Annotated in this window: 10 protein-coding genes; 5 read left to right on the top strand and 5 right to left on the bottom strand. The window is 76.1% G+C overall.

Going from position 1 to position 13,257, the window contains the following annotated elements:
* Positions 1-59 precede the first annotated feature (59 nt).
* Positions 60-1,094, top strand: a complete 1,035-nt coding sequence (locus AB0910_RS14275; protein WP_366744878.1) for an AraC family transcriptional regulator — start codon at positions 60-62, stop codon at positions 1,092-1,094.
* 194 nt (positions 1,095-1,288) lie between these two features.
* Positions 1,289-2,308: an aldo/keto reductase gene (locus tag AB0910_RS14270; protein ID WP_366744877.1), complete on the top strand. Its 1,020-nt coding sequence runs from the start codon at positions 1,289-1,291 to the stop codon at positions 2,306-2,308.
* 44 nt (positions 2,309-2,352) lie between these two features.
* On the opposite strand, the gene sthA is transcribed toward AB0910_RS14270, so the two are convergent.
* The 4 genes from sthA to AB0910_RS14250 are packed head-to-tail and all read right to left on the bottom strand — an operon-like array spanning position 2,353 to position 6,792.
* Positions 2,353-3,756: a Si-specific NAD(P)(+) transhydrogenase gene (gene sthA, locus AB0910_RS14265; RefSeq protein ID WP_366744876.1), complete on the bottom strand. Its 1,404-nt coding sequence runs from the start codon at positions 3,754-3,756 to the stop codon at positions 2,353-2,355.
* A gap of 50 nt (positions 3,757-3,806) precedes the next feature.
* Positions 3,807-4,691, bottom strand: coding sequence for an ABC transporter ATP-binding protein (locus tag AB0910_RS14260; protein ID WP_366744875.1), 885 nt, complete (start codon positions 4,689-4,691; stop codon positions 3,807-3,809).
* An 8-nt stretch (positions 4,692-4,699) separates the two neighbouring features.
* Positions 4,700-5,785 (bottom strand): iron chelate uptake ABC transporter family permease subunit, encoded by a 1,086-nt coding sequence (locus AB0910_RS14255; protein WP_366744874.1) that lies wholly within the window; start codon positions 5,783-5,785, stop codon positions 4,700-4,702.
* The gene (locus AB0910_RS14250; RefSeq protein WP_366744873.1) at positions 5,782-6,792 is read right to left on the bottom strand and encodes an iron ABC transporter permease; all 1,011 of its coding nucleotides are present in this window, start codon (positions 6,790-6,792) and stop codon (positions 5,782-5,784) included. Before AB0910_RS14250 ends, AB0910_RS14255 begins: the two co-directional genes overlap by 4 nt.
* A gap of 400 nt (positions 6,793-7,192) precedes the next feature.
* Here AB0910_RS14250 and AB0910_RS14245 point away from each other — a divergent pair, with 400 nt between their 5' ends.
* Positions 7,193-8,215 (top strand): ABC transporter substrate-binding protein, encoded by a 1,023-nt coding sequence (locus AB0910_RS14245; protein WP_366744872.1) that lies wholly within the window; start codon positions 7,193-7,195, stop codon positions 8,213-8,215.
* 47 nt (positions 8,216-8,262) lie between these two features.
* Here the strand turns inward: AB0910_RS14245 and AB0910_RS14240 are convergent, their stop codons facing one another.
* Complete coding sequence (locus AB0910_RS14240; RefSeq protein WP_366744946.1) at positions 8,263-8,973, bottom strand: helix-turn-helix transcriptional regulator; 711 nt, start codon at positions 8,971-8,973, stop codon at positions 8,263-8,265.
* 387 nt (positions 8,974-9,360) lie between these two features.
* Between AB0910_RS14240 and AB0910_RS14235 the strand changes: the two genes are divergently transcribed.
* On the top strand, positions 9,361-11,190 hold the full coding sequence (locus AB0910_RS14235; protein WP_366744871.1) for an ABC transporter ATP-binding protein: 1,830 nt from the start codon (positions 9,361-9,363) through the stop codon (positions 11,188-11,190).
* Positions 11,187-13,166 carry an ABC transporter ATP-binding protein gene (locus AB0910_RS14230; RefSeq protein ID WP_366744870.1) on the top strand — a complete coding sequence of 660 codons (1,980 nt, stop codon included), beginning with the start codon at positions 11,187-11,189 and terminating at the stop codon, positions 13,164-13,166. The genes AB0910_RS14235 and AB0910_RS14230 overlap by 4 nt, the downstream gene beginning before the upstream one ends.
* Positions 13,167-13,257: the final 91 nt, after the last annotated feature.

Raw genomic sequence — 13,257 nt, 5'->3', positions numbered from 1 at the left:
CCGGCGCGACCGCCCCGCGCGGTATGGGACGGGCCGCGCCCGGACGTACGGTGGTCCGCATGGCAGCCCCGTACCGGCGTCGGGAGCCGGCGCCCGCGGAGTCCGCGGGCGACCCCCTCTCGGACGTCCTCTCCTCGCTGAACGTGCGCACCGGCTCGCTGTCCGGCTTCGACGCAGGCGGCGACTGGTCGTTCTCGTTCGGCGTGCACGAGCACATCAAGATCGGCGTCGTCCTCAGCGGGGGCTTCTGGCTGTCGGTGGACGGCGGGGACTGGCTGGAGCTGCGGGCCGGGGACTGCTACCTCCAGGCGGCCCGCGCGTCCTTCAGCGTCGCCTCGCGGCCCGGCCTCGCCACGGAGCCGGGCGAGCCGGTCTTCCAGGCCTCCCGCACCAGGATCGTCGCCTTCGGCGACCCCGCGGCATCCCGCCGCACCCGGGCGCTCGGCGGCAGCGTGACCTTCCTCGACACCACCGTCGCCCTGCTCCTCGAAGGGCTGCCGCCCGCCGTCACCGTCCCCGCCGGCACCCCTGAGGCGCTCGCCATGCGCCCGCTGCTCGAACTGCTGATGGCGGAAACCGCGTCGGACCGCCGCCTCGGCGGCGCCGTGATGTCGGAGCGGCTCACCGAACTCCTCTTCGTCCAGGCGCTCAGGGCGCTCGCCGCCGGCGGCAGCGGGCACCGGCTGAGCGGCTGGCTCGGCGCCCTGGGCGACGACCGCATCGGCGAGGCCCTCGTCCTGATGCACCAGGACCCGGCGCACGGCTGGACCGTCGCGGAGCTCGCCGGCAAGGCCGGCATGTCACGCGCCGCCTTCGCGTCCCGCTTCCGGGCGCTGGTGGGCCTGCCGCCGCTCGACTACCTCCAGCGCTGGCGCGTGCTGGCGGCCGGGCGCGAGCTGCGCACCGGCGACCGCACCGTGGCGTCCGTCGCCGCGCGCTGGGGGTACGGCTCGGAGAGCGCCTTCGGCAACGCCTTCAAGCGCGTCACCGGGGTCTCGCCCGGTCGCTACCGCGAGGGCGCGCACACCCAGGGCACCCTGCCGGGCGGCTGGCCCGCGGCCCCGTTCAGGACGGACGGCGCCGGCCGGGTCTGAGCCGCAGCGGGGAGGCGGGCAGGGCGGCCCGCGGTGTCAGGCACGGACCGCCGCGGGGTGTCCGATGCGGTCCGTCCTGGACGCACGCGCAAGTTTCCTGGACCCTGCGCCATGGCCGGGGCCCGCCACGCTCCGTAGCGTCGCAAGGGTGAGCCCCGTGGACCGCGCGGGGGCCGGAAGACGGTGGGACCACCTTGAAATACACGCAGCTCGGCAGCACCGGCATCTTCGTCTCCCAGGTGTCGCTCGGCACCATGACCTTCGGCGGCAAGGACGTCGAGCCCTGGGACCGGATGGGCGCCCTCGACCAGAAGGCGGCCGACGAACTCGTGGGCATCGCCCTCGACGGCGGCGTGAACCTCTTCGACACCGCGGACGTCTACGCGGGGGGCGAGAGCGAGGAGATCCTCGGCAAGGCACTCGGCAGGCGCCGCGACGGCATCGTCCTCGCCACCAAGGCGTTCGCGCCGATGGGACCGGGCGCCAACGACCAGGGCCTGTCCCGGCTGCACCTGACCCGCGCCCTCGACGCGAGCCTGCGCCGCCTCGGCACCGACCACATCGACCTCTTCCAGCTGCACGGCTTCGACCCGTACACCCCGCTGGAGGAGACCCTCGGCGCGCTCGACGACGCGGTGCACCAGGGCAAGGTCCGCTACATCGGCGCGTCCAACTTCGCGGCCTGGCAGCTGATGAAGGCGCTCGGCGTGTCCGACCTCAGGGGCCTGACCCGCTTCGCCTCGCTCCAGGCGTACTACTCGCTCGTCGGCCGGGACCTGGAGGACGAGATCCTGCCCGCCGTGCGGGACCAGGGCCTCGGGCTGCTCGTGTGGGGTCCGCTCGCCGCGGGCTTCCTGACGGGGAAGTACACGCGCCAGGGCGCGACCGACGAGGACGGGCGCCGCCTGAAGGGCGGCCTGCCGCCCGTGGACGCCGAGCGCGGCCACGACGCCGTCGACGCCCTGCGGGCGGTGGCGGAGCGGCACGGCGCGGACATCGCGGCCACCGCACTCGCCTGGGTGGCCGCACAGCCCGGCGTCAGCAGCGCTGTCGTCGGCGCCAAGCGCCCCGAGCAGCTGCGGGCCAACCTCGCAGCCGCCGACGTCGACCTCACCGCCGACGACCTCGCGGAGCTCGGCGCCGCCTCGGCGCCCGCGCCCACCTACCCCGGCTGGATCACCCCGGACCCGGCGGGCCGCATCCCGCGCGGCTGACGCCCGGCCGGCGGGCGCGGCGGCCCACCGCCGCCGCGCCCCGGTCAGCCCTCCATGCGGTCGACCTGGCGCATCTTGTTGGTGACGTCCAGGGCGGCGACCTTGTACGACTCGGCGAGCGTCGGGTAGTTGAAGACGGCGTCCACCAGGTAGTCGACCGTGCCGCCGCAGCCCATCACGGACTGCCCGATGTGCACGAGCTCCGTCGCCCCGGTGCCGAAGCAGTGCACCCCGAGCAGCGAGCGGTCCTCCGGCGACACCAGCAGCTTGAGCATGCCGTGCCCGTCGCCCACGATCTGGCCGCGCGCCAGCTCGCGGTAGCGGGCCACCCCCACCTCGAACGGCACGCACGCCGCGGTGAGCTGCTCCTCCGTGCGGCCGATGAAGCTGATCTCGGGGATCGTGTAGATGCCGATGGGCTGGAGCCGGTCCGTCTCGTCCACCGGCTCGCCGAACGCGTGGTACGCGGCGACCCTGCCCTGCTCCATCGAGGTGGCGGCGAGCGCGGGGAAGCCGATCACGTCGCCGACGGCGAAGATGTGCGGGACGCCCGTGCGGTACTGCTTGTCGACGGCGATCCGGCCGCGCTCGTCGGCCTCGAGTCCCGCCCGGTCGAGCCCGAGCCCCTCGGTCAGACCCTGCCGGCCCGCGGAGTACATGACCGCGTCCGCGGCGATCTTCTTGCCGCTCGCCAGCACCGTCAGCGCGCCCTGCTCGTGCTGCTCCACCGCGGCCACGGTCTCCCCGAAGCGGAACGTGACGCCGAGGTCGCGCAGTTCGTACCTGAGCGCCTCGGTCACCTCGCCGTCGCAGAAGTCGAGCATCGACGTGCGCCGCTCCACCACGGTGATCTTGGTGCCGAGCGCCGCGAACACCGAGGCGTACTCCATGCCGATCACGCCGGCGCCCACGACGACCATCGACCGCGGTACCCGGTCCATGTTGAGGATGCCGTCGGAGTCGATGATCGTACGGTCGTCGAACTGGACGCTCGCGGGACGCGCGGGCCTGGTGCCGGTCGCGATCACGACGTTGTCGGCGGTGACAAGGCGCTCCCTGCCGTCCTGGTCGCGCACGGCGACGGTGTGCGGGTCCTCGAACCGGCCCACACCGCTGATCAGGGCCACCTGGTTGCGGCTGAGCTGGCTGCGGACGACGTCCACCTCGCGCCGCGTCACATGGTCGGTGCGGGCGGTCAGGTCGCCCACGGTGATGTCGTCCTTGACGCGGTAGCTGCGGCCGTACAGGTCGCGCTGCGAGAGCCCGGTCAGGTAGAGCACCGCCTCGCGCAGTGTCTTGGAGGGGACGGTCCCGGTGTGGATGGAGACCCCGCCCACCATCTGGGGCCGGTCCACGACGGCGACCCTGCGCCCCAGTTTGGCGGCGGCGATGGCGGCCTTCTGACCGCCGGGGCCTGAACCTATGACAAGCATGTCGAAGTCGCGCACGGCTGAAGTCTGGCACCCCGCCCCCCGTCCCGTAACCCCGGGACCGGCGCTCACGTGGCCTCGCGTCCTGCCGCCTCCCGGGCCCCGCGCGCACCGCCGCTGTGGTGGCGGCCGACCGGCAGGACCAGCGGCGTCCCCGACACCTCGTCGGCGACGACCCGGCACTCCATGCCGAACACGGTGCGCACGCACTCCTCGGTGACCACCTCGGCCGGGCGGCCCTCGGCGACGACGGTGCCCTCCTTCATGGCGATGAGGTGGTCCCCGTACCGGCAGGCGAGGTTGAGGTCGTGCAGGACGGTGACGACGGTCGTGCCGCGCGCCCGGTTGAGGTCCGTCAGCAGGTCGAGCACCTCCACCTGGTGCGGCAGGTCCAGATAGGTCGTCGGCTCGTCCAGCAGCAGGACACCCGTGCGCTGGGCGAGTGCCACCGCGATCCACACGCGCTGACGCTGGCCGCCGGAGAGCTCGTCCACCGGCCGGTCCGCGAGCCCGAGGGTGTCCGTCGCGCTCAGCGCCTCGGCGACCGCCTCGTCGTCCGCCGGGGTCCAGCGCCTGAACCACCCCTGGTGCGGATAGCGGCCGCGGCCCACCAGGTCCGCCACACGGATGCCGTCGGGCGCCACCGGGGTCTGTGGCAGGATGCCGAGCCGTGCCGCGACCTCCTTCGTGGGCACGGAGCGGATGTCGGCGCCGTCCAGCAGCACACTGCCGCCGGCCGGTGCGAGCAGCCGCGCGAGCCCTCGCAACAGGGTGGACTTCCCGCAGGCGTTGGCGCCCACCACCATCGTCATCGCCCCGGTGGGGAGGTCAGCGCTGACCCCGGCGACCACCGTCCTGCCGTCGTAGCCGAGCCGCAGCCCACGCGCCGCGAGGGTGCTCGGCGCCGCGGCGGCGGCGCTCCCGGCCGGCTGCGCGGCCCGTACGGTACCCATCGTCTTCCTCACCCTCCCTGGCCGACCCGGTTGGCCCGGGCCAGCAGCCACAGCAGACAGGGGGCGCCGACGACCCCCGTGATCACACCGACCGGATAGCCGGCGGGCCCCGGCAGGTGCTCGCCCACCAGGTCGCACCCGAGCAGCACCGCGGCGCCGGTCAGCGCGGACAGCGTCAGCGCAGGGCCCCGGCCGCCCACGAGGCGCCGTGCCAGCGGACCGGAGAGGAACGCCACGAACGCCACGGGCCCGGTCGCCGCCGTCGCCACCGCCGCGAGGCACACCCCCGTCAGGACCAGGACGAGCCGCCCGCGCTCCACCCGCGCACCGAGGCCCTTCGCCGCGTCGTCGCCGAGCGCGAGCGCGGGCAGCACGCGCGCGGCGGCCCACGCCACGGCGAGCAGCGGCGCCAGGCAGAGCAGCAGCGACCTGGCCTTCGGCCAGTCCGCGCCGTTCACACTGCCCGTCAGCCACATCAGCGCCTGCTCGGCGGTGTGCACCTCGGAGGTCGTCAGGAGGTACGACACGACGCTGCCGAGCGCCGCCGACACCCCGATGCCGACGAGGACGAGGCGGTAGCCCGTCACGCCCCTGCGCCACGCCAGCAGGTAGATGCCCGCGGCGGTCAGCAGGGCGCCCGCCACCGCGACGCCGGACACCGCGGCGCCGCCGAGCCCGAACACCACGATCGCCACCACCGCGGACGCGCTCGCCCCCGAGGTGATGCCGATGACGTCGGGGCTGGCCAGCGGGTTGCGGATCAGGTTCTGGAAGAGGGAGCCTGAGAGGCCGAAGGCCACGCCTGCGCCGATCGCGGTCAGCGCGCGCGGCAGCCGCACCTTCAGCACCACGAAGCCGGAGGCCGCGTCGCCCCTGCCGGTGAGCGCGCGCACCACCTCGGGCAGCGGCACCCGGAAGTCGCCCACCGACAGGGCCGTGGACAGCAGCACCGCGAGCAGCACCACCAGGGCGGCCGCCACCAGGGCGGTGCGCCGCCTCGGGCCGGTCCGCGCCGCCCGCAGGGCGCGCACCGCTGCCGCGTCGACCCGCACGAGCGCGGGCGCCCCCGGGGCGGGGGACCGGTGCGCGCTCACAGGCCGGCCGCCCTGCTGCGCCGCACCAGCACCACGAAGACCGGCGCGCCGAGCACCGCGGTGACGATGCCGACCTGCACCTCGCCGGGCCGCGCCACCACCCGCCCGAGCGTGTCGGAGAGCAGCAGCAGCGCGGGCGCGAGCAGCGCGGCGTACGGCAGGACCCACCGGTGGTCGGGCCCGGTGAAGGACCGTACGGCGTGCGGCACGGCGAGGCCGACGAAGGCGAGCGGCCCGGCGAGCGCCGTGGCCGAGCCGCACAGCAGCACCACCGACACCGCGCACAGCACCCGGGCAGCCGTGACGTTCTGGCCGAGCCCGCGGGCCGTGTCGTCGCCCAGGGCCAGCGTGTTGAGCAGCCGCCCCGAGCCGAGCGCGCACACCGCGCCGACCGCGAGGAACGGCGCGGCCTGCCAGGCCACCGGCAGGTCGCGACCGGCGAGCGAGCCGACCTGCCAGAACCTGAACTGGTCGAAGGTGCGGGTGTCGGTGAGCAGGACCGCGTCGGTGAACGAGGCCAGCCCCGCGCTCACCGCCGCGCCCGCGAGCGCGAGCTTCACCGGCGTCGCGCCCTCGCGCCCCAGCGCCCCCACCGCGTACACCAGCACGGCGGCCGCCGCGGCACCGACGAAGCCGAACCACACGTACCCGGTGAAGGAGGTGACCTTGAAGACACTGATCCCGATCACCACCGCGAGCGCGGCCCCGGGGCTGACGCCGAGCAGTCCGGGGTCGGCCAGCGGGTTGCGCGCCAGCCCCTGCATCACGGTCCCGGAGAGGCCGAGCGCGGCCCCCGCGAGCAGCCCGATCACGGTGCGCGGCAGCCGCAGCGACGTGATGAGGACCTGGCCGGGGTCGCGTGGGTCGTGGTGGAAGACCGTGTCGAGCACGGTGTGCAGCGGCACGGACTTCGCGCCGACCGCCAGGCTCAGCGCCACCGCGGCCGCGAGCACCGCGGCCGCCGCGACAAGGCCGAGCGCGAGCGGTCCGCTGCGCGCGCCGTTCATCCGGTTCTCCTCGACGGTCCCTGTGGTGTGGATAAGGGGAGGCTAACCTGACCCATTTCGCCCCACGGCCCGCCAAGGGCCGGTTTGCGGTGGTTCCGCGGATGGCGCGATGGCGGCCCCCGGGCCAATCGATAGCGCTGGACGGACAGCGCTCTGTCCGCGGTCCCGGCCGTTCCCGAGGGGACGGGAAGGGCCGTACTGCCCTGTGTCGCACGGGGATTGGAGTCGCGGGGCGTCCGACTCGCGCCGGGCGGTGTGTTCCAGGTGTGGCAGTTCCGCGCTATCCGATGTCCGTGTGTGCCGTGGGGCCCGCCGGGGTCCGCTTAGAGTGGCCGAAGTTAGGTAAGCCTAAGTGGGGTGTGGTGGACGTCACCGCGGCCCCCGCCTCCCGGAGGTTCCCATGCCCCTGCCGTCCACGACGCCCACGCCGCGGGCCGCGGCACCCACCCGCCGCCGCCTGCTCGGTGCCACCGCGGGAGCCGTCTCCCTCATGGCGCTCGCCGCCTGCGGGGGCAAGGACGCCGGCACGCACAGCGGCGGCGGGAAGTCCGGGTCGGCACCCGGCACCCGCACTGTCGACTCGGCCAAGGGTCCCGTCCGCGTCCCCGCGCGTCCCCGGCGCGTCGTCGCCATCAACGACTTCCCGATGTCCGCCATGTTCGACCTCGGCCAGACCCCCGCAGGGGTCTTCGACGCGGGCGAGGAGTACGTGCCCGAGCGCGACCTCGCCCGCTGGCGCGCCGTCCCCAAGGTGTCCGACGGCGTCGGCGGCGCCGTCCAGGTCGAGAAGGTCGCCGCGCTCCGCCCCGACCTGATCATCGGCATCGACGCCCAGCAGAACCTGCCCTACGACCAGCTCAGCGACATCGCCCCCACCGTGCTGCTGCCCTTCTCCAAGTCCGCGGCGCCCTGGCGGGACATGTCCGTGCAGACTGCAGGCGTCCTCGGCGTGCCCGCCGCGCTCGACGCCCTCAAGAAGCGCTACGCCCAGCGCACGGCCGCCCTGCGGAAGACGTACGCCGACGTCCTCGCCCGCACCCGCTGGGACCTGCTCCAGGGCGGGTTCGACGAGGGCCAGTGGTGGCTGTACGGGCACGGCTCGCCGATCGGCGGCATCCTCGCGGACGCCGGCGCCCGGTTCGCCACGGCGAGCACCCGCCTCGCGGTGCAGCAGTCCGTCTCCTACGAGCTCGTCACCAGCAGACTCGCCGACGCCGACGCGCTGTTCTACTACACGACCAACGACGGCAGGCCCGCCAACCTCGGCCCGAAGCTGTTCGCGCAGCAGGCGTTCGCGCGGCTTCCCGCCACCCGCGCGCACCGCCTCTTCGGCAGCGAGTACTTCCTGCCCGGCGGGTTCGAGGACGCCCTCGCCGCGCTCGACGACTTCGAGTCCGCGCTGAAGAAGCTGAAGGCGGCATGAGGCGCGGCCGTGCGCCCGGCCTGCCGCCCGGGGCCGCGGCGGTCGCGTCAGCGCGCGCCGCGGTCGCCCGCGGCGAAGTACGCGCCGGGCGTGCGGCCGGTCTCCGCCCGGAACGCCGCCACGAACGAGCTCGGCGTCGTGTACCCCACCTGCCGCGCCACCGCGGCCAGCGGCCGGTTCGCCGCCATGTGCTCGAGCCCGGCCCGCAGCCGCACCCGGGTGCGCCAGCGACCGAAGGAAAGACCCGTCTGCGCGCTGAACAGCCGGGCCAGCGTCCGGGCGCTCGCGCCCACGTCCCGTCCCCACTCGGCGAGCGCCCGCGGGTCGGCGGGCGAGGCGATCAGTGCGTGCGCGACCCGCAGCGCCCGCTCGTCCGTCGGCATCGGGACCTCGATCGTCGTCACGCCGACCGGCCGCAGCAGGTCGAAGAGGACCGCCTCGGCCCGGCGGCGCGGCCCCTGCTCCAGGTCGGGGTCGCCGAGGTGCGGTATGAGCTCGCGCAGCAGCGGGCCGACCGAGACGACCGTGGGCCGGGTCCAGCGGACGGGGCACCGCTCGGGCAGCAGGTACACGCTGCGCATCAGCGCGGGGCGGGTGGCGGTCGTGGCGTGCGGGACCCCCGCGGGGATCCACAGCGCGAGCGTCGGCGGCAGCACCCACTCGTGCTCCTCCACGTCCACGCCGAGTACGCCGGCCGACGCCCACACCAGCTGGTGGACATCGTGCTCGTGCTCGTCGAAGTGCTGGCCGCGCGGCATGTCGAAGTTGATGACGCGCAGGGCGTCACCGGAGGCGTGGTGCGCGTCCCGCCCCCCGCCGCCCGTGCGGCGCGCGGCGGGGACCCGGGCCGGGTCGGGGGGTCCCGCCGGCGCCGCGGCCGCACGGGCGCCCCGGCCGGCCACCGCGCCGCGGGCGTGCGCCGGTGCGTCCTGCTGTCCTGCGTGTCCGTTGAGCGACATGAAACGGCACTGTATCGCCTGTTGGCCAGTGCCGTGCCGCCGATAGGCTCCCTCCCGGGTGCTCCGCGCCCCCGGCCGGCCCGCCAGGTCCGGCAGACCGCGGCTGCCGGGCGGCCCGTGCCCCGCGCACGCAGGCAGCACCGGCGGCCCACCGCCCCCACGTCCCCGGAGAGGTGACCCCCCAGCATGTCCGACGCCCCGGCCGGCCACGAACCCGACCGCCCGCCGTCCGCGGCCGAGCGGCCGCCGGGCCCCGACGCGCTGCTCCTCGCCACCGCGCGCTCGCTGCGCGGCAAGCTCTCCTTCGCCGCCCTGCTCGCCTGCACCCACCAGGCGGGCGAGGCGCTCGTGCCGGTCCTCGTCGGCGTCGTCGTGGACCGCGCCGTGGACGGCGGGAGCGTCCACGAGCTCGTCCTCTGGCTCGGCGTGCTCGCCCTCGACTTCCTCGGGCTCTCCCTCTCCTTCAGGTTCGGTTCGCGCTCCGCGATCCTCTCCTCGGAACAGGCCGCGCACGATCTGCGGGTGCGGGCGGCGAGCCGCCTCCTCGCCCCCGGCAGCGCCACCGATCCCGGGATCCGCGGCCGTACCCCCGGCGAGCTGCTGTCCGTGGCGACCTCGGACGCCCAGCGCGTCGGCCAGTTCAACGCCGGCCTCGTCGTCACGGCGGGCGCCGTCGTGGCGCTGGTGCTCGCCGCGGTCCTGCTGCTGCGGATGTCGCTCGGGCTCGGCCTCCTCGTCGTCATCGGCACGCCCGCCGTCCTCCTCGGCATGAACAGGCTCGGCCGCCCGCTGGAGCGCAGGGGCGCCGCCGAGCAGGCCGCGGCGGCACGCGCCGCGGGCACGGCCGTCGACCTCGTCGCCGGGCTGCGGGTGCTCAAGGGGCTGCGGGCCGAACGCCCCGCCTACGCGCGGTACGTGGCGGTCAACGGCGCCAGCCTGCGCGCCACCCTCTCCGCGGCGCGCTCCGAGGCACTCCTCGACGGCGTGGCGCTGCTGCTCGCCGGGGCCCTCGTCGCCGCCGTCGCCCTGGTCGCAGGGCGGCTCGCGCTCACCGGATCCATCAGCCTCGGCGACCTGATCGCCTGCGCGGGCCTGTGCCAGTTCCTGATCGGGCCCACCCAGACGCTGATGTCGTTCGGACCCGACCTCGCCCGTGCCCGCGCCTCCGCAGGCCGGATCGCCGTGCTGGTCCCCGACCCCGGCAGCCCCGCGACCGCCCACGCCGCCGGGCCGACGGCGACCACCCACGACGGTCCAGGGGGCCAGGAGCCGCAGGACGCCCCGGGGCAGGCACCACCCGACACTCCCGGCGCACTGTCCCTGCGCGGCGTCGCCACGGGCCACCTGCGCGGGGTGTCGCTCGACATCGCGCCGGGCGAGCACGTCGGCGTCGTCGTGCCCGACCCCGCGGCCGCCGAGGAGCTGATGGGCTGCCTCAACGGGGAGCGGCCACCCGAGTCAGGCACCGTCGCGCTCGACGGCACGCCGCTGTCCGACCTGCCGCTGGAGAGCGCGCGCGCCGCCGTCCTGGTCGCGCCGCACCACCCGTACCTCTTCGACGGCAGCGTCGCCGACAACCTGCGCATCCCCGGCAGGGCGGGCGACACCACCCCCGCGGACGAGGCCGACAGGCGCGCGCTCGCCGCGGCGGCGGCCGACGAGGTCGTCGACGCGCTGCCGGACGGCGCCCGTACCCGGATCGGCGAACAGGGGGCCTTCCTCTCCGGCGGCCAGCGCCAGCGCGTCGCGCTCGCCCGTGCCCTGCGCGCCGATCCGCCCGTACTCGTCCTGCACGACCCCACCACCGCGGTGGACTCCGTGACGGAGGCGCGGATCGCCGACGGCGTCCGCGCGCTGCGCCCCGGGCGCACCACCGTCGTCGTGACCTCGTCGCCGACCCTGCTCGCCGCCTGCGACCGGGTCGTCCTGCTGACCGGCGGCGCGGTCGCCGCCACCGCGCCGCACGCCAGCCTCGCCGCGTCCCACGCGGACTACCGCGCGGCGGTGTTCGCATGAGCGACGTCGTCAGGGAACTGCTCCCCACCGCGACCGGGGCGCGCACCCGCCGCGCCGCCGTCGAACTGCTCGCACGCCACCGGTGGCTCACCCTCCTCACCGTGGCCGTCTTCGCGGGCGGCGCGGCGGCGGGGCTCGTCGCGCCCTTCGCCCTCGGCAGGATCGTCGACGCCGTGACCGAACGGCAGGGCTCGGGCGCCGTCACCGCGGCCGCCGCGGTGCTGCTCGCGGGGGCGCTCGCCCAGGCGGCGCTGGGCGCCGCGGGCGACGCGCTCAGCGCGCAGGTCGGCGAGAGCGCGCTCGCCAGGCTCCGCGAGCGCGTCATCGCCCGCGCCTTCGCGCTGCCGGCCCAGCGCATCGAGGAGGCGGGCGCCGGCGACCTCGCCGCCCGCATCGGCGACGACTCCTCCCTCGTCGCCGCCGCCCTGCGCAACGTCCTGCCGAAGGTCACCTCCGCCTCGCTGACCATCGTCTTCACCCTGCTCGGCCTCACCGCGCTCGACTGGCGCTTCGCCGTCGCCGGGCTGTGCGCCGTGCCCGTACAGGCGGCGACGCTGCGCTGGTACCTGCGGACGTCGACCCCGCTGTACGCGGCGCAGCGCGTCGCGGGCGGCGAGCGGTCCCGGCAGATCCTGGAGTCCGTGTCGGGCGCCCCCGCCGTACGGGCCTTCCGGCTGAGCCGGGAGCACACCGGCAGGGTCGCGGAGCGCTCCTCCCAGTCGGTGGACTACGCGGTGCGCGCCGCCGTGCTGCGGTCCCGCTTCTTCGGCCGTCTCAATGTGGCCGAGTACGTCGGGCTCGCGCTGATCCTCGTGGCCGGCTACGCCCTCGTGCACACGGGCGCCGCCCGGGTCGGCGAGGCCACAGCGGCCGCGCTGATGTTCACCCGGCTCTTCGACCCGGTCAACGTCCTGCTGGCACTCGCAGGCACCGCCCAGGAGGCGGCCGCGGGCCTCGCCCGCCTGGTCGGCGCCGCGGACCTGGCCCCCGCGACGGGCGCGGACGCCGCGCCCGGCGCGGAGGGCGCGCGAGGCGCGGTGAGCGCCGACGGCCCGGGAAGCGCGGTCGGCGCGGTAGGAGCCGAAGGCCCTGCGGCCACGGGGGCCGCCGCGGGCCCCGCGGACGCCCAGGCCGCCGCGGCCACTCCGGGGGCCCCGGGCAAGCCGCCCGCCGTGCTGGCGCGGGGCATCACCCACGACTACCGCCCAGGCCATCCGGTGCTGCGCGGTGTGGACCTGCGGATCGCGCCGGGGGAGCAGGTCACGCTGGTCGGGCCGAGCGGCGCGGGCAAGTCCACGCTCGCCCGGATCGTCGCGGGCGTACACCCGCCGACCGGGGGAGCGGTGGAGATCGAGCCCGGGGCGGGCGCGGAGCACGCGTCGGCCGTGAGCGAGGGGCCCACGGTCCTCCTGCTCGATCAGGACACCCATGTCTTCGCCGGGACGCTCGCCGAGAACCTGCTCCTCGCAAGGCCCGGCGCGCCGGCCTCCGCGCTGCGCGCCGCGCTCGACAGGGCGGGCGCGCTCGCCTGGGCCGAGGCCCTGCCCGAGGGTCTTGAGACCGTGGTCGGATCGGGCGGCGCCGGCCTCACCGCCGTACAGGCGCAGCAGCTCGCGCTCGCCCGGCTCGTCCTCGCGGACCCGCCCGTCGCGGTGCTCGACGAGGCGGCGGCCGAGGCGGGCAGCGCCGGTGCGCGGCAGCTCGCGGCCGCGGCGCGCGAGGTGCTGAGGGGCCGCACCTCGCTCGTGGTGGCGCATCTGCTCGACCAGGCCGTCACCGCGGACCGGGTGGTCGTGCTCGAAGGCGGCAGGATCGCCGAGGAGGGCACCCCCGACGAGCTGGCCGCGTCCGGCGGCCGGTACGCCGCGCTGTGGGCGGCCTGGTCGAGCCGCGGCGCCCCCGCCCCCGCGCTGCCGGAGCAGCGCGCGGCGGGGCAGGCGGAGCCCGGGGCGGGCGCAGCCCCGCCCGGCGCCTGAGGCCCCGGCCTGTGCCACCCGCACGCCCTGGGCCGTGCGGGTGGCGACCGCCGGGTAGGCGTTTCCGCCCGTCGATGAGGGGGACCCGATG

It is taken from the genome of Streptomyces sp. NPDC047002, from assembly GCF_040704505.1.
Taxonomy (GTDB): domain Bacteria; phylum Actinomycetota; class Actinomycetes; order Streptomycetales; family Streptomycetaceae; genus Streptomyces.
The sequence above is the reverse complement of the archived record's forward strand: the minus strand, read 5'-3'. Positions and strand labels throughout refer to the sequence as shown.

What these genes read in the sequence shown, in the direction of transcription:
- AB0910_RS14275 (WP_366744878.1), top strand. Translation starts at nt 60, where the DNA reads ATGGCAGCCCCGTACCGGCGTCGGGAGCCGGCGCCCGCGGAGTCCGCG.
- AB0910_RS14260 (WP_366744875.1), bottom strand. Translation starts at nt 4,691, where the DNA reads ATGGGTACCGTACGGGCCGCGCAGCCGGCCGGGAGCGCCGCCGCCGCG.
- AB0910_RS14250 (WP_366744873.1), bottom strand. Translation starts at nt 6,792, where the DNA reads ATGAACGGCGCGCGCAGCGGACCGCTCGCGCTCGGCCTTGTCGCGGCG.
- AB0910_RS14245 (WP_366744872.1), top strand. Translation starts at nt 7,193, where the DNA reads ATGCCCCTGCCGTCCACGACGCCCACGCCGCGGGCCGCGGCACCCACC.
- AB0910_RS14240 (WP_366744946.1), bottom strand. Translation starts at nt 8,973, where the DNA reads ATGCCGCGCGGCCAGCACTTCGACGAGCACGAGCACGATGTCCACCAG.
- AB0910_RS14235 (WP_366744871.1), top strand. Translation starts at nt 9,361, where the DNA reads ATGTCCGACGCCCCGGCCGGCCACGAACCCGACCGCCCGCCGTCCGCG.
- AB0910_RS14230 (WP_366744870.1), top strand. Translation starts at nt 11,187, where the DNA reads ATGAGCGACGTCGTCAGGGAACTGCTCCCCACCGCGACCGGGGCGCGC.